Raw genomic sequence first — 19,344 nt, forward strand, 5'->3', positions numbered from 1 at the left:
ATGCTGACCGAAGCCGAAGAAGTGATCCACGCCCGTGCCGTCGTCGCGGGCGAGGCGGCCGACGGCGCCGGTCTTCCCGGCACCTTCTCCGCGTGGCGCGAGGACGGGCTGCTCGTGGTCATGGCCACGGCGCCGGAGCTGCGGTTCCTGCGCACGATCTCCGGGATCACCGACGACAACCTGGCGCGGGCCGTCCGGCTCGCCGGGGCGTCGTGCTGGGACGGCGATCCGCCGACGCTGGTGCTGCCGCCGGGTCTCCCCCACGGCACCGGTCTCGTGCCCGCCGGTGTCCGTCCGATCGCGATCCTTCCGCTCGCCGGACTCGCGGCCGAGGACGCGGACGTCGACGACGCACCCGACATCGACGTTTTCCTCCGCATCCTGCTGGAGGGTTACGAAAGCGGCGACGCGGTGACGTCGTTCATCGCCGCCGAGCACGCCGATCCGCGGCTCCGGCGGTCGCTGCTCATCGAGGACGGTGTGCCGATCTCCGCCGCGGCCCTGAGTGCGCACGGACCGGGTGTCCTCCTCGGCGGATCCGCCACGCCACGGGCTCATCGCGGCAAAGGAGCACAGGCGAGGCTGCTCCTCCACGGCCTGACCGCGGCCGCCCGCGAAGGCCGCCGCTTCGCCGTCGCGACCGCTGTGGAAGGTTCGCCGAGCCTGTCGAACCTGCGCCGTGCCGGGGCACGGATCCAGCTGCGACAAGCGTTCAGGCCCGCGTGAGTTTGCGCAGGCGGAAGGCCAGTACCAGCAGCATCACGCCGTACAGCAGGGCGTAGATCCCGACCAGGAGCGCGATCCCGTAGGCACCGGCGATCGGGTTGAACACGATCACGATGCCGGCGATCAGCGAAAGCGCGCCCGCGGCGATGAGGAACGCCTCACCCTCGATCTGCTTGCGCAGCCGGATCGCCGCGACGATCTCGACGATGCCGGTGAAGATCGCCCAGAAACCGACCAGCAGCGCCAGCACGAGCACCGTGATCCCCGGCCAGACCAGGACCAGGACACCGGCGATGATCCCGAAGGCGCCCAGGACTCCGTAGGCGGCGCGATGAGCGGCGTCACCCGGCCGGAAGGCCTGCATCAGGCCGCCGATGCCGTCGATGATCGCGTAGATGCCGTAGATGATCGCGAGGGCGAGGACCGTGGCTCCCGGCCAGATCAACGCGAGGATGCCGAACAGGATGGCGAAACCCCCGCGCAGGGCGGCGAGCGGCCAGGCCAGGCGGGGTTCGACGACGGTGAGACCGACGAGAGGCATTGCCCGAGTATCGGAGCGCCGGGAGGCTCGCGCGCGGCACGCCACTCGTTCGGGGGAGGCCGGTGCGCGCCGCGACCGCCATCCCGGCGCGCACCGGGGTATCAGGGATAAGCGACCAGATTGGCCACCGTCGATCCCGAATTCGCCGGTCCGCCGCGGTCGTTGACGACCCGCGCGATGGTCCCGTTCCCGCCGAGCGAGACGGCGACCATGCTCCGGAACCGGACATTCGCGTTGTCCGGCGCTTCGATCGCGCGATCCGCCACCACACTCGGATCGACGTTGAAGTAGCAGTAGCTGCCGAGCCCGTACGCCTCGTGGGCCGTCACCGAGTTCGCCACCTTGTAGGCCGCGTAACCCCGCGTCGAGCCGTTCATCCAGGCGGCCTGATTCGGTGGGTCGTAAGGCATTTCGTTCTGATAGAAGTACGTCCGGCCGCGCTCGCCATTCCAGATCGTCTGGTACTTCTGATAATGCTCGACGAACAGGCCGTACATCGTGGCGTCGTCACCGTTGACGATCAACCCGGTGTCGGCGGTGTTGGTGTTCCACCCGACCCCGCTGCCGTGGTCGGCACGCCAGATCCACAGATGGTCACCGATGACGTCGTCGCTGTTGACCACCAGGCTGTTCGTGGCCTTGCCGACGCCCGCCCCGCCGACGCGGAAGAACACGTCGTGCAGCGAAGTCGGGTTGGCCGCGTGATCCTGCGCGGAGTTCGCCGGACCGACCTCCATCAACGTGTTCGAGTTCGTCGTACCCGCGTCGATCAGCACGCCGGCGACCTTGACGCCGTCGATGTCGGCCACCGTCATCGCGGTGATGCCGTTGTCCGGGATCAGTGTCGCCAGGCCGAGGCCGAGCACGACGGTGTCCGGCCGGGTGACGCGGAGCGTCTCGGCGAGGTGATAGACACCCGGCGTGATCAGGAGGTCCTTGCCCGCGGCGATGGCGGCGTTGATCTGCGACGCCGTCGTGCCGGGCTTCGCGATGAAGAACCGGCTGATCGGCAGCGACGACCCCGGCTGCCCGGCGCCCCAGGTGATACCGGAAGCGTTGGTGCGCTTGGCGGGCACGAAGACCTGATACGCGCCCGCGTCGTCGACGTACAGGAACGGCTTCTCCCGCACGACCGGGGTCGTGTCCACCGCGGTGTACGGCGGATTGGGGAAACTGGTGGACGGCGCGCCGGCGACGCCGGCGAACACCATGTTCCAGTTGGAGCCGCTCCAGCTCCCGAACTGCGAGTTGCGCGAGATCCACTGCTGCTGCGAGCCCGACCGGACCTGACCGTCGACCTTCACGTCGGACATCCAGCCGCCACTGGACCAGCCGCCGTCGTCGAGCTGCAGATTGCCGCGGACATGCATGCGGCGGTAGGGCGCGGCCTGTGAAACGGCCCAGCGATCCGTGCCGCCTGCCGGGTTCACGGACAGGTTTTCCGCGCCACGCCAGAAGTTCTGCGTCGCGTTACCCTGGAACCAGTCGGCCTCCGCGTGCACCGCGCCGTTGATCGTCACGTTGTCGGGCGAGAGGCCGAGCCCGAGCACCTGCGTGTAGAACCCGACGTTGACGTCGACGTTGTACGAGCCCGGTTTGAACAGCAGCGCCGTCCGGTTCGAGCCGAACTGGCTGGTCTCCTGCCGCGAGAACACGCTGTCGACCTGGGACTGGATCGCCGACTGCGACATACCGGGATCGAAGACGAGCACGTTCGGCCCGAGGTCGGGGTTCGCGGTGCCGGTGACCGGGGTGAGCCGGAAGGACTGGGCGCCGGTGCCGTTGCAGGCGTACTGCTGGAGCTGGATGCTGTCCTGGGTCGACAGGCCCGGGATGTCCAGGCACTTGCCGCTGTTGCGGCTCACGAAGTGATACGCCCCACCGGATTCCTCGACCGGCTGCCACTGCTGGTTGTTTCCTCCGCCGAAGGCCCACAGATGGACCAGCCCGCCGTCGGCCGTCGACACTTCGGCGACGTCCCACACCCGCGCCGGGTCGTTGCGCGTGTTGACCCGGAAGTAGCCACCCGACGTGGGCTGGAACTGCCACTGCTGGGAGAAGGTCCGATTGCAGGCGTACTGCTGGACGACCGTTCCGTTCGCCGATCCGGCGGCCCGCGCGTCCACGCATTTCCCGCCGGTGGTCGTCACCGCGTACCAGGTATCGGGAACGATGGCCGCCTGCGCCGCCGGAGCCACCACGATCAGCGCTCCGACCAGGGAAAACAGGGCTATCAGGGCTGCTTTGGCCCGCATCAGGACCTCCTCCGCGTCATTCGGGCAGGACGAGCTGAGGCGGGAGCCCAGTGGAGACGCGGCGTAGCGGGCGGGGACCTCGGCGTCACGATGGACGAAAACGTAACGGCGGTCACACGCGGAGTCAATACACGCCTAAAAATAAGTTGCAAAGATGCAGGTCAGTACCTGTCCGGCGGTTCCAGGCAGCACAGAGTGACCCCCGCGCGAACGGCCTCGGCGGGCGGTGTAATGTATGGACACACGAGATGCGGAGAACAACCCGCTCCGGGGCTATGGCGCAGCTGGTAGCGCACCTCACTGGCAGTGAGGGGGTCAGGGGTTCGAGTCCCCTTAGCTCCACAGTGACGAAACACCGCCCACCTGGCAGGCTTGCCGAGGTAGGGCGGTTTTTTCGTTCCACCTCACTTTGAGAATTGGCACAGCAAACTTCAGTTACTGTTCAGTAGCTGGAGCAAGGAATGGCTGACCGGGGTGATCACCGAGATCCATGCTCGCTCCCGCGGCACCTACGGCGCACCACGGGTGCACGCCGAACTGCGCCTGGGGATGGGCATCATGGTCAGCCGCAAGACGGTCGCCAAACTCATGCGGGCAGCCGGGCTGGCGGGGATTCCGCGGCGGCAGACCCGCAAGAACCCCAAGATCGAGGTCCGCAGCGAGGACCTGGTCAACCGGAATTTCCTGCGCACCCAAGCAAATCTGCTTTGGGTGTGCGACATCACCGAGCATCCCACTCGGGAAGGGAAGCTTTACCGCTGCGCGGTGCTGGACGCGTTCAGTCGCAAAATCGTGGGCTGGTCCATCGACAACAGCCAGAACACCACGCTCGTCGTGAACGCCCTGGAGATGGCAATCAGCAACCGGAATCCTGATCCTGGCACCGTTTTTCACTCCGACCACGGCGTGCAGTTCACGTCCTGGACCTTCACCAACCGAGTCAAGGCAGCCGGGCTGATGCCCTCGCTCGGAACCGTCGGTGACGGCTACGACAACGACTGACTTGATCTTCCGCTTCAGCGGGGACAACGCGATGTACCTGGGCCGCAACCAAGGGCTGGTCAATGGCCAACCCAGCTTCGCAAACCTCGGCACCCTGTTCAGTCACCGCGGTCGGCCGGATGTATGACCTCCCCGTGCAAGGTGATCCACCACCAGATTGCCGACATAAACCGCTGGTCGGTGGATTCGTGGAGTACAGGGCGGGTCGTGGCAGGTTCCGGCGGTGGTGGCGGTTTGTGTGGTGTTCCAGTCCAGTACGGCCGCTGGTGGTTCGTCGATCTACCAGTCCGGGCGGGGACGTCGTTACCTCTGCGCCCGTCCCGGTGATGGAAACGCTGCCGCGGGCAGGCCGGACGATCACCAGTCCATGTTCATAGCCTGATCCAACCGGTAGTTCAGGTTCACTTGAGGGCATCGGTGTGGTTGCGGGAGGCGGAAGCGGCCCGGCGTCCGCACGGAGGATGCGTTCGTGCAGCTCAAGGACCGGTGCGCTGGGATCGGCGCCGAGCTCCTCGGCCAGTTGCCGTCGCAACCGGTCGTAGTGGCGCAGAGGAAAGGGCTCAGTGTGCACGATTCGTCGATCAGAAGGTGTGTGTTGACTGCCCGGATTGTCGGGGTGGTCTGGTAGATCATGGGCCATGTTCCGCGACTTCAACTTCAAGCTGTTGGTCATCGACAAGCTCATGTACCAGGACAAGCTCATCCAGCCCCGTTTCCAAATCGCCGACATTCTCCACGCCAAGGGCGCCACCGGCGACCTGTGGAAGTACCTGCGCGAACAGGACCTGCTGTACACCGTCCTCGAGGAAGCCCGCCAGTACTTCACCGATTTGGAGATCACCCCAGACCAACTGGCCGCCGTGGACGAACTGATCACTGACGGCGGCTTGGACATCTACCACCAGTGCTCGCCGTTCTGGGACGGCGAGGACGACCTCTTCGACGTCACCTCACTGGACGACCTCGCCCTGCTACCCAACCTCCGCGTGATCCACGACCTCGCCGAGGCCATCATGGCCGTCCCCGGCGCCGAGGACACCCTCAAGGCCCGCGGAATCGCCGTGGATTGACCCCTTTTCATCGTGGGCACGGTTGACCGCCTTCTGCCCGCGTTACAGGTGAGGGCGTGGGGCGTGGCGCTTGAACGGGGGTGCGGAACCATCACGGTCACCCCATCCTTTCGTCGTCGAGCCGCCCCCGGTTAGCGTGACCGGATCGATCATCCACGCTCCCGAAGTCCCCGGCGGAATGACGCGTATCCCTCCTCAGGGGTCGCGCAGCGGTGCCGGCCGAGCACGGCTTCGCCGCGTGCAGGTCCGCTCCGGCGGCGGCGACCTGTCCAGCGGAGTTGTCCTCATGATGAGGCCTTCTTGCGTAGCACGGTCAACGCGATGACCGCGCTGATGGCGGAGACGACGGCGCAGGCGACGCCGATCGCGTTCAGCCCGCTGGTGTACGCCTCCCCGGCGGCGGACAGCAGCCCGGCGGCGGCGTCGCCGGGCAGGGACTGGGCGGTCGTGACGGCGTTCTCCATGCTTTCCGTGGCGGGCCCGCCACCGGGTACCTCGACGACCACGCGGTAGACGGCGGTACCGAGGCTGCCGAACAGGGCGATCCCGAGCGCGGTGCCCAGGTCACCGCCGATGGAGGAGAGGGCCGCGGCGGAGCCGCCCCGCTCCGGTGGGGCGGACCCGACGACCAGGTCGGTGCCGAGCGCGCCGAGGGTGCCGACGCCGACGAAGACGATCACGAAACCGGCGACCAGCAGCGGCATCCCGCCCGGTTCGACGAAGGCGAGCATCAGGTAGCCGAGTACGCCGACGAGCAGCGCCATCCCGAGGACGGTCCCGAGCCGATACCGCTTCGCGACGATCGGGGCCAGTTGCGCGGAGAGGATCGATGCGAGGGCCGCGGGCACCAGCCACAGACCCGCGTCCAGCGGCGAGAGCCCTTCGACCATCTGGAGGAACCCGGTGACGAAGAGGTACGCCCCGCCGGTGCCGATCATCGTGACGACGAGGATCACCAGCGCCGCGGCGAAGGCGGGGATCTTGAACAGGCTCAGGTCCAGCAGCGGATCCGCCAATTTGCGTTGCCGCCACACGAAGACCGCGCCGATGACGATGCCCGCGACGAGCGCGGCGACCGGTGTGGCCGCCCAACCGTGGCGTGCCAGTTCCTTCAACCCGTAGATGGTCAGCAGGATCGACGCCAGCGACAACACGACGCTGACCAGATCGAGCCGTTCGGCGTGGGGGTCCTTGTACTCCGGCAGCACGAGCGGGGCGACGATCAGCAGGATCACCATGACCGGCACGCCGATCAGGAACACCGAGCCCCACCAGAAGAACTCCAGCAGCGCGCCACCGATCACCGGTCCGAGCGCGGTGCCTCCCATGAAGCATCCGGCCCAGACCGCGATGGCGCGGCCGCGCTGGGCCGGGTCGTGGAACAGCGTGCCGATCAGCGCGAGGGTGGACGGCATCAGCGTCGCGGCGGCGATGCCGAGCAGCGCGCGGGTGGCGATGAGCTGCTCGGCGCTGCCGGAGAAGGCGGCCAGCACCGAGGTGACGCCGACGGCCGCGGCACCGATCATCAGCAGCTTGCGGCGGCCGACCCGATCCCCGAGCCTGCCCATGGTGATGAGGAAGCCGGCGATCATGAAGCCGTAGACGTCCATGATCCACAGCGTCTGGGTGCCGGTGGGACGCAATCCCTCGGCGAGATGCGGCAGCGCCAGGTACAGGACGCTCTGGTCGAGGGCGATCAGCAGGGTGGGCAGGGCCAGCGCGGCGAGCCCCAGCCATTCCCGGGTCCCGGCTTTCCGGATGCCGGTTTCCGCGGTGTTCGATGACATGCCCGAACGGTGCACCGGGCCGCTCCCGAGCCGCTCTCGGTTCGCTCTCGGTCCGGGGATAACCTGGCCGTATGCGTTTCGGAGTGCTCGGACCACTCGTGGTGTGGGCGGCCGACGGAGCGACGGTGGCGGTCCCCGGGCGGAAGGTCCGTGCGCTGCTGGCCTGTCTCCTGGCGCACACCGGACGCCCGGTCTCCGCCGACCGGCTCGTCGAGTTCCTGTGGGGCGCCAAGCGGCCGGGTGATCCGTCCGCCGTGCTGCAGACCAAGGTGTGGCAGCTGCGGCGAGCGCTGGAGGACGCCGAGCCGGGCGCGCGCTCCCTGGTGGTGTCGGGCCCGCTCGGCTACGAACTGCGGGGCGGCACGGACGCGGACCACTTCCAAGACCTGCTGACCCGGGCCCGCAAAGCCGTCGAACCACGCGCACGGGCCGTCCTGCTCGCGGACGCGCTGGCCGTCTGGCGCGGGCCCGCGTTCGCCGGCTTCGCCGACGAGGAGTTCGCGCGTGCCGTGGCCGCCCGGTGGGAGGAGCAGCGCCTCACCGCGATCGAGGAAGCCGCCGAGACTCGTGTCGAGCTGGGCGAACACGCGCTGGTGGCCGACGAGCTGGGAGACCTCGTCGCCCTGCATCCGCTGCGGGAACGGTTGCGCGCGGTCCACGTCCGTGCGCTGTACCTGGCCGGACGGCAGAGTGCCGCGCTCGGCAGCTACACCGATCTGCGCACCCGGCTGGTCGAGGAGCTGGGGGTGGACCCCGGCGTCGAACTCACCGCGCTGTACCGGGCGATCCTCACCCAGGATCCGGCGCTGGCCGCCCCTCCCGTCCCCGCGACCACCGTGGCCCGTTCGCCGTCCGCCCTGCCCACCCCGCTGACCGGCCTCGTCGGCCGTGACGAGGCGATCGGGGAACTGGTGCCGCTGCTGGGCGCGCATCGGCTGGTGACGCTGACCGGCCCCGGCGGCGTCGGGAAGACGCGGCTGGCGCTGGCGGCCGCCGCGCGGGGCGGCACGGCGTTTCCCGGCGGCGTCCATCTGGCGGAATTCTCCGCGCTCGATCCGTCGACGAAGCGGACCGAGGTGAACGCGGTGGTCGACGCGGCACTCGGGGTCCGCGACGATGCCGGGAAGTCGTCGCCGTGGGCCGAGCGCGTCGCACACGCCGTGGGTGACCGGGCCACCCTGCTGATCTTGGACAACTGCGAGCACGTCGCCGCTCCCGTCGCGGAACTCGCCGAGCAGTTGCTGAAGGTGGCGCCCGCGCTGCGTTTCCTGGCCACTAGCCAGCTTCCGCTAGGCGTCGCCGGTGAACGGCTCAGTGAAGTGCCTCCGCTGGTACGACCGGCGGCCGAGACGGGCCTGAGCCTTGAGGAAGTACGCGGGTTCAGCGCCGTGGAGCTGTTCGTGGCGCGGGCGTCTGCGGCCGCGCCACGGTTCGTCCTCGACGAAACCACCGTTGACGCCGTCGTCTCCGTTTGCCGCCGCCTCGACGGGCTTCCCCTGGCGTTGGAGATGGCCGCGACCCGGGTCCGGACGATGGGCGTGCATGAGCTGGCCGCCCGGCTGGACGACCGCTTCCGCCTCCTGGTGAGCACGCGGGGCGCCCCGGCACGCCAGCGGACGCTGCGGGCGGTCATCGACTGGACCTGGGAGCTGCTGGGCGAATCGGAGCGGCTGGTGCTGCGGCGCTTGGCCGTGCATGCCGACGGCTGCACGCTCGCCGCGGCCGAGAAGGTCTGTGTGGGGCACGGCGTGGACCGGGCGGAGGTTCTCGACGTCCTCGCCCGGCTGGTGGACTGCTCGCTGGTCGTCCTGATCGACACCCACGACGGCGCCCGGTACCGGATGCTGGAGTCGGTCACCGCCTACTGCCTCGAACGGCTGACTGAAGCCGGTGAGCTCGACGCGCTCCAGCTCAGGCATCGCGCGTACTACACGGAGCTGGCTGAGAGGGCCGAGCCGAGGCTGCGGGGGCACGGGCAGCGCCGGTGGCTTCGCCTGCTGGACGCCGAGGCCGCGAATCTGCGGACCGCGTTGGAAGGCGCCGTACGGGCCGAGGACGCCGGACACGCCCTGCGCCTGGTCAACGCGATGGCCTGGTACTGGTATCTGCGCGGGCGGAACGGCGAGGCCGAGCGGTCGCTGGCGCTGGCGCTGTCGGCCGGCGCCGGCGCGTCGCCCGCGCTGGTGGCCGGCGCCACGGGCCGGCTGGGCGGTATCCGGCTGCTGCTCGGCGGAAGCGCCGACCCGGTCGCGAAATGCCGCGAAGCGCTGCGGCCGTACGAGGAGATCGACGATCCGCTCGGCAAGGCCCACGCCGAATGGTTCCTGGGGTTGAACCTGTTCGCCATCAGCGATGTGTCACCGAGCCGGAAGCTGGCCGAATCGGCGCTGGCGACTTTCCGGTCGCTCGACGACCGGTGGGGCACCGCCGCCGCGCTGAGCAGCCTGGCGTTCTACGCCATGCTTGTGGGGGACTTCGACGCACTGCGGCGCCACGGTGAGCAGAGCCTGGAGCTCTTTCGTGAGCTGGGCGACCAGTGGGGGCAGGTGAAGGCCATGGAGCCGCTGCAGACGCTGGCCGAGTCGACTGGCGACTACGAGCGCGCCGGACGGCTGTGCCGTGAGGGACTGCGCATGGCCGAGGAGCTCGGGCTGTGGACGGAGGTGTCCTTCCGGCTTTCGGGACTGGGACGGATCGCCTTGCTCACCAAGGACTATCCGCGAGCCCGGGAGTTCCACGAGCGCGGGAGGCGGCTCGCCGTCGAACTGTCGAACGTGGTCGGCGAGTTGTTCGCCGAGATCGGGCTCGGGATGGGGGCGCGCCGGGAAGGCGACCTCGACGCCGCGGAGACACACCTGCGGAACGTACTCGACCTGCACCGGAAGATGGCGCACGAAACCGGTCTGCCCGCGTTGATCCTCGCCGAACTGGGCTTCGTCGCCGAGTTGAGGGGCGAGGCGGCTTCCGCGCTGAAGCTCCAGCAGGAAGGCCTGTCCGTCGCCCGCGGAACCGGGGATCCCCGCACGATCGCGCTGGCACTGGAGGGCCTGGCCGGTGCACAGGGACTGGCGGGCCACGCCGGGCAGGCGGCGAGGCTGCTCGGCCAGGCCGAGGCCGCCCGGCGTTCGGTCGGGATGCCCCTGCCCGCCGGTGAACGGGACGACGTCGACCGCATCGCGGCGCGGGCGCGCGACGCCCTGGGCGAAGCCGCGTACGCCGCCGAATTCGCCCAGGGCGCCGACGGTCATTCCTGACGGCTGCAGGCGCGGACGGCCGGCGGCTCAGTACGCCTGGCCGAGGTCCAATCGGGCCAGCTCCCGTCGCGTCCGCACACCGAGTTTCGGGAAAGCCCGGTACAGGTGGTGCTCGACGGTACGCGGACTGAGGAACAGCTGTGCGGCGATCTCGCGGCTCGTACCGCCCTCCGCTGCCAGCCGGACGACCTGGAGTTCTTGTGGGGTGAGACGGTCCAACGGATTCTCGGCGGTGGGTTCGGCAGCCGGGCCGGAGTCGCCCGTGGCCTCTAGCTCGATCGACGCGCGGTCGGCCCATGGTTTCGCGTGCAGCCGCGAGAAGATCTTCAGCGCCGAGCGCAGTGGGACGCGGGCGTCGCTGCGGCGTCTGGCTCGGCGCAGCCATTCACCGTAGAGCAATTCCGTGCGTGCTCGTTCGAAAGGCCGCTCCCCCAGTGCGTGCAGTTCCACTGCTCGCTGGTAATGCGCTTCGTCGTCGCCCAGCATGGCGTGGCAACGCGCCGCCACGGCCTGGGCCCATGGCTGTCCGCCCGCCGTCGCCCACGCTTCGAATCGGCGGAACGCGGGTTCGGCTCTGCCTGGATCTCCCAGGCGTATCGCTGCTTCCAGCTGGTCGGCGGCCGCCGCGATCACCACCGTGGTGTACGCGAGTGGTCCGTGCTGCACGATCTCCATCCGGTCCAAAGTGGACTCATAATGGCCGAGGCCGAGATCGAGCAGTGCGAGTGCGGCTGTGCTCGCCGCCCCGCCGGCGTCCGATGTCGCCTCCGCCAACTCCTGGCAGCGGCGTTCGTCACCCTCGATCGCCGCCATCCGCGCCACCACGGCGTTCAGCTGCGGTAGCCGGCGGTGCGATCCGGTGTCGCGGGAAATCCGTACGGCTTCGGCCACCGACGCGGCGGCGTCCTGGTGCAGTCCCGCCGAAACCTGCGCGCCGGCGAGGTCATGCAATACCTGGGGAAGCAGGCCGATCAGCCCGTCTCGACGGCAGCGAGCCACCTCGGCGGACGCGAGTTCCCTGGCCGTGGCGTCGTCACCGAGGATCATCGCGCTGTAGGTCCGGGCAGGATCGGAACTCGGAGCCCGCGCGACGAACTCCGCCAGTAGAGGCAGTCCGGCGGTGAAGTCGTCGTCCACGAGGAAGGCCATACCTCGTACCAGCGGATCGGTCTCGTTCAGCGCGGCGTTCGCGGAATGGACTGTTTCCCGGTCGCCGGAGAACCAGGCGTACCGCGCACCGGTGCGCACCATCGCCACCGCGTCGGCGGATTCGGCCGACCGGGCGTGCTCGACGAGCAGACGCGCGGCCGCACGCCCGTCTCCCCGTTCGAATTCCACGGCCGCACGCACCTGCGCCATGGCCGCGGCCGCCTTGGTGTCCTCGGTCAGCGGCTCGGCCTGCCGGACGAGTTCGGCGGCCTGCTCCCCGTGCCCGGCGGCGAGCGACAGTGACGCCGCCTTGCTCAAGCGCGCCGCTCGTACACCGGTTTCGACGGTGAGTCGCGCGGCTTGCCGGTACAGCCCGGCGGCCGCGGAGAACGCCGTACGTGCCCGCGCTCGTTCGGCGGAGCCGGCGATCTCGGCGGCGACCCGCTCATCGGGAGCGGTGGCCGCGGCGGCGAGATGCCGGACCCGGCAATCGGCGTCCGAAGTGGACTCGGCGAGCGCCTGATGGACCGCGACCCGGCGCGCGAGCGCGGCACCCTGGTAGGCCGCCGTGCCGATCAGCGGATGCCGGAAGGCGATCGTCGTCCCGGTGACATCCAGGAGTCGCGCGGTCTCGGCCTGTTCCAGATCGGCGAGCCCGACGCCCAACGCCTCGGCGGCACCGAGCAGCGTCGGAAGATGCCCGCGTCCCTCAGCCGCCGCGAGGAGCATCATCAGCCGGGCCCGCGAAGGCAGCGCGCTGATCTGCGCACGGAAGCCCGCCAGCACCCGCTCGCCCACCGGCAGCGGCCCGGCGGCGACGTGGTGTTCCCGTTGCGCGGCGGCGAATTCGAGCAGCGCCAGCGGATTACCCGCCGATTCCGCGAAAATCTGTGACGGCGACGGCGGTGCCAGCCCGTGTTCGGCGAGCAACCGCCCCGCGTCCGCGGCGTCGAGCCTGGCCGGGTGCAGTTCGGGCAGATCCGGGGCGGCGAAACCGGTGTCCCTCGCACCGAACAGCATCGCGACCCGGTCCGCGGCCAGCCGCCGGGCGGCGAACAGCAACGCCTCGGCGGTCGCGCGATCCAGCCACTGCGCGTCGTCGATCAGGCACAGCACCGGGCCGTCGTCGGCGACGTCGGCGAGCAGGGTGAGCACGGCGAGCCCGGTCACGAACCGGTCCTGCCCGCTGGTGCCGCCCGAATCCAGAACCGCGCGCAACGCCTCCGCCTGCGGACCGGGCAGCGTGGCGAGCCGGTCCTGGAGTGGCCACAGCAACTGCACCAGCCCACCGAACGCCAGATCGGCTTCGGCCTCGATCCCGGTCACCGACAGCACCCGCAGCCCGGCGGCGGCCTCGGCCGCCCAGCCCAGGAGCGCGGATTTCCCGATACCCGCCTCGCCACGCACCACCAGCGAGCCGCTGCGGCCGTCGCGAGCCGCCGCGAGCAGCTCGTCGATCGCCGCCTGCTCGCCGGCCCTGCCGTACAGCACACCGGCCTCCGTAACCGCGAGTGAGGTACGTAGGCGAATCCCAGTACCCGATACCGAAACCTTACCGATTCGGCGGACGCTCGCCCGGACCAAGCTTCAGGACATGAACGTGTTGCTGACCCCGCTCACCGCGGGCACCCTGCCCCTGCCGAACCGCCTGGTCATGGCGCCGATGACGCGCAGTCGCGCGAGTGGCGGCCTGGTCACCGGACTGACCGCGGAGTACTACGCGCAGCGCGCCGGAGCCGGACTGATCATCACCGAAGGCACGCAACCCTGCGTCATCGGCCAGGGCTACATCGACACCCCGGGCCTGCACACGCCGGAGCAGGCCGCCGCGTGGCGAGTGGTCACCGACGCCGTGCACTCGCGCGGCGGCCGGATCTTCGTCCAGTTGATGCACTCCGGCCGGATCGGGCACCCGTCCCTCTACCCGGACGGCAGCCGGCCGCTCGCGCCGTCGGCAATCCCGTCGGGCGAAAAGCTGTACACCCCGGACGGTCTGCTCGACCATCCGGAACCGCGGGAGATGACGCTGGCGGACATCGCGCGCGCCATCGACGATTTCGTCGCCTCCGCGCGGCTGGCGATGGAGGCCGGATTCGACGGTGTCGAACTGCACGGCGCCAGCGGCTACTTGATCCACCAGTTTCTCGCCGGCAACACGAACCGGCGCACCGACGCCTACGGTGGCCCGATCGCGAACCGCCTCCGCTTCGCGGTGGAGGTGGCACGGGCGGTCGGCGACGCGATCGGCCCGGAGCGCGTCGGCATCCGGCTGTCACCCGGCTCGACCCTCAACGGCATACGAGAGAGCGACACCGAACTGCTGTATCCCGAACTGATCCGCGCCCTCGTCCCGGCGGGACTGGCTTACGTGCACATCTCGGAATTCGGCACGCGGGACATCACCAAAGTCATCCGCGCGGAGTGGCCGGGCACTCTCATCCTGAACCCGCATCCGGCGGGCGATGCCCCGGCGACCGCGGCCGACGGCGTGGAGGCCCTGCGGGACGACGTCGCCGACGCGATCAGCCTCGGTCAGCTGTGGCTGGCCAACCCGGACCTGCCCGAACGGATCGCCGCCGGCGGCCCGTTCACCGCCGCCGATCCCGCGAGCTTCTACGGCGGCGACCACCGCGGCTACACCGACTATCCCACCTCGGCCGAGGCATGAGCGCGCCGGTGCGCGCCCGGATTTCGGGGCCGTGGCTGGCTTTGCTGGCCGGACCGCTGTCATTCGGCATCGCCGGGCCGTCGCTGATCCTGCCGGAAGCGGCTGCGGCGCTCGGCACCGGAATCGGCGCGGTGACGTGGATCGTGACGGCCTTCGGCTGGGGTATCGCCGTCGGCACCCCGCTGCTCGCCGGCCTGCAGAGCCACCGCGGCGTCCGGACCGCGGTGCTCGCATGCGCCGCCCTGGTACTGGCAGGCGCCGTCGCGGTGACGACCGTTCCGTGGCTGCCGGTACTGATCGCCGGCAGTGCCCTGCAGGGGCTCGGCACCGCCGGTTTCACCACGATGGCCATGACCCTCGCCGGCTCGGCACGCGCGATGGGCCTGGTCACCTCGTCGCTGGCGGTGGTCGGCTCGGCGTCGCCGTTGATCGGTGACCTCGTCGGCGACGCGCTCGGCTGGCGGCTCGCGCTGGCCCTGCCCGCGCTCAGCCTGCTCGCCGTGCCCGCGGCGCTGCGGTCGGCCCCCGGGACGCCTGTCGTGCCGTCCCGGTTCGACGCGGTCGGCGCGCTGCTCCTGACAACGTTGGTCACCGCCTTGGTGTTCGTGCCGCATCACCCGCTGCCCGCGGGTATCGCCGTCGTCGTCATCGCGGTTCTGCTCGCCCGGCACCTGCGATCGCGACCGGCCGGGTTCGTGCCCGCCGCGCTCCTGCGAACGCCGGTCTTCCTGATCGCGGCCGGGCTCGCGTTCGTGCTGGCGGTGGTCAACTTCGGGTTGATGTACGCGCTGCCGCCGCGGTTGACCGGAGAATCCGGCTGGACCAGCGGAGAGGTCGGATTCGCCATCCTGTGGCCGCTGCTGTTCGGCGGGCTGGTGTCCTATGTGGTCATCGCGGTGACGGCGAAGACCCCGTTCCGGGCGGTGACAGTGTTGTTCCCGGTACTCGCCGCTCTCGGCCTGACGCTTGCGGGAGTGGGTGTTTCCCCGGCCACGCTGCTGATCGCGCAAGCATTGGCATCACTCGCGGCGGCTTCGGGACAGGGTGTCTACGCGGTGCGCGCCGGAGACGCCGCCGGTTCTCATCGCACGGCGGGGATGGGCCTGTTCAGCCTCACCTACCTGCTGGGGGCGGCCTTCGGACCCGCCATCGCCGCGCTCCTGTGAAACCCGGGGAAGGGAGCTTTTACCGCTGGGACGCGGGCAAAGCGCCCTTCGTCTCCATGCGCTTTAAGCCTTGCCTGAAAGAATGAAGAGGGCCGCGGTTCTTGCTGGTGGGGTCCTGAGCACCGGCGGCATGCTTCACATGCCGGCTTTCAGTACGTCGATCTCGCAGCCTGGCGCGGCCGGATCGAAGCCGTGCTCGACCAGCCAGCGGATCCCCAGCAGGCTCCGCAACGACCACCACGCGCGGATCACGTCGAGGTCGACATCAACGCCGTAGCCGGCGACGACGTCACCGAGGTGTTCGCTGTGGCCGAGCGTCAAGGTGGCGAGATCGAACAGGGCATCTCCTTGGGCTGCCTCGGTCCAGTCGATCACGCCGGTGATCTCGTCACCGTCGACGAACACGTGGCTGACCTGCAGGTCACCGTGCGTGAACACCGGTGTCCACGGCCGGAGCGCGGCCTCGGCGACCTGGCGGTTCCGCGTGACCAGATCGGCGGGGAGGACGCCGTTCGTGAGGAGCCACTCGCATTCGGCGTCGAGTCGCGATACGAACTCACCGGGGCTTCGGCCGGGCCGGGGTGGCTGCGGCGCGTCATGCAGCCTCCGCACGGCGGCACCCGCCGCGATCCAGGCTGACGGCGACGCCGGCGACGGCTCGCCGAGACGGCCGAGCGCCTTACCGGGAAGGGCGGCGAGCGCGAGCACGGGCGGCTTGCGCCACAGGATCTGCGGAGTCGGGATCGGGGCCAGGGCCATCGCCTCGACCTCGATGTCGGTACGCGTCTGATCGGCGTCGATCTTCAGGAACACGTCGCCGGCGCGCAGGGTCGCGCATTCGTGATGGGCGACGACGACTTCGACGTTCATGTCTGCCATTGTGGCGGGAAGGGCCACCGACGTCGCCGGAGTTTTCGTCCGAGTGTCCACGATGGATTCCAGCGCGTCCGAGTTTGACCCGCGGCCCGCTACGCCGCCTTCGCGCTGCCCCGTACTCCGAACGATGTGCACGGTCGACCGCCAGAAAACTGGAACGTCGCAGGTTGTGCCTGGTGCCCCGGATCCGACGGGCGCGGTCTCACGACCGGGACTGTCACTGCGACGCGACCCATGATCAGGGCGAACGCCATGATCACCAACGGAAACACCAGCACTATCCACATGGAATATGAGGTTCCGGCGGCCCCCGGGTTTCAACCCTGATCGCTTTTGCGAGGTCTCCGCATAGGTCCGTCTGATCGATGGCCGAGTCACTACTCAAGGCGACGAACCAGAAAGGTCAGTCCTTCCGGGCTGCTCGACCGCATCCACGGTTCAGATGACCTCGCAAGGAATTTCGGCTGCGCCGCAACGACCCGAGCCTTTCGGGTCCGCTACTCAGCGTTCGGGTAGGTGCAGCAGATCGAGGAACGCGGTCGCCGCCGGGGTGCGCCCGACACCGCTCCAGATGAGGTACTCGACACGCCTGGGCGCGTCGGTGATCTCGACGGTGGCCAGACCGGTCAGGTGGGGGACGTAGGCCGAGGGCAGCAGCGCGATCGCCAGCCCCTTCCGCACGAGCCGGGCCATCATGAAGTCCGCGGTGGTGACCTCGAACGCGACCTCACGGTTCAGCCCCGCGGCGGCGAACGCCTCGTCCGACTGTGCCCGCGCGGCCGAGTGCGGCGGCAGGTCGATGAAGGTCTCGGTGGAGAGCCGGGCGAGGTCGACGGCTGGTTCGCCCGCCAGCGGGTGGTCCGGGGCGACGACGGCGACCAGCCGGTCCCGGGCAAGTTCACGGGCGTTGACGCCCACCGGTCGCACGCTGGTGGGCAACCCGAGGAAGGCGACCTCGATCCTGCCCTGTCTGACCTGCTCGGTGAGTTCTTCGCTGCCGCCGACGCGGATGTTCAGCTGAACCTGGGGATATCTCTTGCGGAACCGGCTCAGCGCGTCCGGGATGTCGACGGCGGCCACGGTGGGGATGAGGCCGAGAGCGAGCCTCCCGCGCACCTCGCCGGTCACCGCCGCGACGTCGGCGGCCGCCCGCTCCGCGGCGTTGAGGCTCTCGCGGGCCGCGGCCACGAATACCTCCCCCGCCGAGGTGATGCGCACATGGCGACTGGTGCGGTCGAACAGCCGCGCGCCCAGTTCCCGTTCGAGGCCGGCGATCTGGCGGCTCAGCGCCGACTGGACGACCAGGCACTGCTCCGCGGCACGGGTGAAGCTGTTCGTCTCGGCGACGGCGAGGACGTAACGCATCTGCTGAAGCTCCATCGATCAATGCTGGCACGGCATCGCTGGGGTTACAACATTGCGTTGGACTCATCGCTGGAACGCCGCGAGACTCGGATCGTGGCAAGGCCACATCGGGACTTCGGAGGTGAACGGATCATCACGACCGATTACCCCGACCTCAAACTCCTGCCCCGCTCGTGCGGGGACCTTCAGAAGGACACGTATGACCACTGTCAGCACTGAACCGCGCTCACAGTTCCGAGCGTGGCTGGGCGTCGCGGCCATTACCGCGAGCTTGTTCGTCTTCGTCACCACCGAGCTGATGCCCGTCGGGCTGCTCACCCCGCTCAGCGCGGGACTATCCGTCTCCGTCGGCCTCGCGGGCATGATGGTGACGCTGTACGGCATCTCCGCGGGCGTCGGGGTGCCGTTCCTGGTCGCGTGGAGCCGCAAGGTGAACCGTCGCACTCTCCTCGCCACGATGCTGGCAATCATGGCGGTCGGCAACCTCGTCACGGCCGTGTCGCCGAACTTTCCGATCATCCTGGCCGCCCGGCTCGTCACCGGCTTCGCGCACGGCGTTTTCTGGGCGATCGGCGTCGCCATGGCGATGCGGCTCGTCCCCGACAAGAAGGCCGGCAAGGCCGCCGCAGTCGTGCTTTCCGGCATGTCGATCGCCACCGTGGCGGGTATGCCGCTGGGCACGTTCATCGAGAGTCTCACCGACTGGCGCACCACATTCCTCATCTGGAGCGGCCTGAGCATGGCGGTACTCCTCGCCGTGGTGCTCACGCTTCCGTCGCTGCCGTCCCAGAGCGCCGTCCCGGTGCGGGAGGTGTTCGCGCTGCCGTTCCGGAACGGGCGGCTGCGGATCGTGATGACCACCGTCGCGCTTTACGTGCTCGGGCACTTCGGCGCGTACACGTTCATCCGCCCCTTTATGGAGCAGCGCATCGGGGCGTCGGCGGCGTGGGTCACCGGGCTGCTGATCGTCTTCGGGGTCGGTGGCGCGGTCGGCAACTTCGTCGCCGGGCACACGGTCGGCAGGAACATGCGCGCGACGTTCGTCGTCGCCTGCTCCGGGCTCGTCGCCTCGCTGCTGCTGCTCCTGGTGATCGGCGGCAGCCCGGCGGGCCTGGTGGTCGCCATGGTGGCGTGGGGGATATCCTTCGGCGCCGCCAATCTCTGCCAGGTCAACATGATGCTCGCCTCGGCCCCGGACACCTTCGAGGCCGCCATGTCGCTCAACACCATGGGATACAACATCTCGATCGCGCTCGGCGCGCTGCTCGGAGGATTGTTCGCGAGCGGCTTCGGGACCATCGGCGCGGTGTGGTTCGGCGTCGCGTTGACGGTGGCCGCACTGCTGACAGCCTTCGGCTCGCACCGCGATGCCGCGCACACCTGAAGGGGCACCCACGAGACAGGTCTCGCGGCCGGGTTTCCTTGGCGCGGCGATGACGACGTGGATGACAGTCGATGAGGCCGTCTCCGCTTTTACAGGGACTG

13 protein-coding genes and 1 tRNA gene are annotated in these 19,344 nt (G+C 69.4%); 8 read left to right on the top strand and 6 right to left on the bottom strand.

Annotation, left to right across the window (positions count from 1 at the left end; genetic code table 11):
- Positions 1 to 726, top strand: a complete 726-nt coding sequence (locus DMH03_RS33845; protein WP_125796084.1) for a hypothetical protein — start codon at positions 1 to 3, stop codon at positions 724 to 726.
- Here DMH03_RS33845 and DMH03_RS33850 read toward each other — a convergent pair.
- The gene (locus DMH03_RS33850; protein WP_125796085.1) at positions 713 to 1,267 is read right to left on the bottom strand and encodes an HdeD family acid-resistance protein; all 555 of its coding nucleotides are present in this window, start codon (positions 1,265 to 1,267) and stop codon (positions 713 to 715) included. The genes DMH03_RS33845 and DMH03_RS33850 overlap by 14 nt on opposite strands.
- Before the next feature lie 101 nt (positions 1,268 to 1,368).
- Positions 1,369 to 3,522: an RICIN domain-containing protein gene (locus DMH03_RS33855; RefSeq protein ID WP_125796086.1), complete on the bottom strand. Its 2,154-nt coding sequence runs from the start codon at positions 3,520 to 3,522 to the stop codon at positions 1,369 to 1,371.
- 269 nt (positions 3,523 to 3,791) lie between these two features.
- Between DMH03_RS33855 and DMH03_RS33860 the strand changes: the two genes are divergently transcribed.
- The 3 genes from DMH03_RS33860 (at position 3,792) to DMH03_RS33875 (ending at position 5,594) form a co-directional block, all read left to right on the top strand.
- A tRNA-Ala gene (locus DMH03_RS33860) sits at positions 3,792 to 3,864 on the top strand.
- Between the two features lie 123 nt (positions 3,865 to 3,987).
- Entirely contained in the window at positions 3,988 to 4,524 is a 537-nt protein-coding gene (locus DMH03_RS33865; RefSeq protein ID WP_255431274.1) for an IS3 family transposase, read from the top strand.
- 638 nt (positions 4,525 to 5,162) lie between these two features.
- Positions 5,163 to 5,594, top strand: a complete 432-nt coding sequence (locus DMH03_RS33875; RefSeq protein WP_125796089.1) for a hypothetical protein — start codon at positions 5,163 to 5,165, stop codon at positions 5,592 to 5,594.
- Positions 5,595 to 5,878: 284 nt separating this feature from the next.
- Here DMH03_RS33875 and DMH03_RS33880 read toward each other — a convergent pair whose 3' ends face one another.
- Positions 5,879 to 7,381, bottom strand: a complete 1,503-nt coding sequence (locus DMH03_RS33880; protein WP_125796090.1) for an MFS transporter — start codon at positions 7,379 to 7,381, stop codon at positions 5,879 to 5,881.
- A gap of 71 nt (positions 7,382 to 7,452) precedes the next feature.
- Here DMH03_RS33880 and DMH03_RS33885 point away from each other — a divergent pair, with 71 nt between their 5' ends.
- The gene (locus DMH03_RS33885; protein ID WP_125796091.1) at positions 7,453 to 10,635 is read left to right on the top strand and encodes a BTAD domain-containing putative transcriptional regulator; all 3,183 of its coding nucleotides are present in this window, start codon (positions 7,453 to 7,455) and stop codon (positions 10,633 to 10,635) included.
- Positions 10,636 to 10,662: 27 nt separating this feature from the next.
- Here DMH03_RS33885 and DMH03_RS33890 read toward each other — a convergent pair whose 3' ends face one another.
- On the bottom strand, positions 10,663 to 13,275 hold the full coding sequence (locus DMH03_RS33890) for an AAA family ATPase (RefSeq protein ID WP_125796092.1): 2,613 nt from the start codon (positions 13,273 to 13,275) through the stop codon (positions 10,663 to 10,665).
- A gap of 103 nt (positions 13,276 to 13,378) precedes the next feature.
- Between DMH03_RS33890 and DMH03_RS33895 the strand changes: the two genes are divergently transcribed.
- Positions 13,379 to 14,452: an alkene reductase gene (locus DMH03_RS33895; protein ID WP_125796093.1), complete on the top strand. Its 1,074-nt coding sequence runs from the start codon at positions 13,379 to 13,381 to the stop codon at positions 14,450 to 14,452.
- The gene (locus DMH03_RS33900) at positions 14,449 to 15,618 is read left to right on the top strand and encodes an MFS transporter (RefSeq protein ID WP_125796094.1); all 1,170 of its coding nucleotides are present in this window, start codon (positions 14,449 to 14,451) and stop codon (positions 15,616 to 15,618) included. The genes DMH03_RS33895 and DMH03_RS33900 overlap by 4 nt, the downstream gene beginning before the upstream one ends.
- Before the next feature lie 135 nt (positions 15,619 to 15,753).
- On the opposite strand, the gene DMH03_RS33905 is transcribed toward DMH03_RS33900, so the two are convergent.
- Positions 15,754 to 16,488 (bottom strand): phosphotransferase family protein, encoded by a 735-nt coding sequence (locus tag DMH03_RS33905; RefSeq protein WP_125796095.1) that lies wholly within the window; start codon positions 16,486 to 16,488, stop codon positions 15,754 to 15,756.
- 507 nt (positions 16,489 to 16,995) lie between these two features.
- Complete coding sequence (locus DMH03_RS33910; protein WP_125796096.1) at positions 16,996 to 17,874, bottom strand: LysR family transcriptional regulator; 879 nt, start codon at positions 17,872 to 17,874, stop codon at positions 16,996 to 16,998.
- A gap of 184 nt (positions 17,875 to 18,058) precedes the next feature.
- Here DMH03_RS33910 and DMH03_RS33915 point away from each other — a divergent pair, with 184 nt between their 5' ends.
- Positions 18,059 to 19,243 carry an MFS transporter gene (locus DMH03_RS33915; RefSeq protein ID WP_125796097.1) on the top strand — a complete coding sequence of 395 codons (1,185 nt, stop codon included), beginning with the start codon at positions 18,059 to 18,061 and terminating at the stop codon, positions 19,241 to 19,243.
- Positions 19,244 to 19,344: the final 101 nt, after the last annotated feature.

This window comes from Amycolatopsis sp. WAC 01376 (assembly GCF_003947415.1).
Taxonomy (GTDB): domain Bacteria; phylum Actinomycetota; class Actinomycetes; order Mycobacteriales; family Pseudonocardiaceae; genus Amycolatopsis.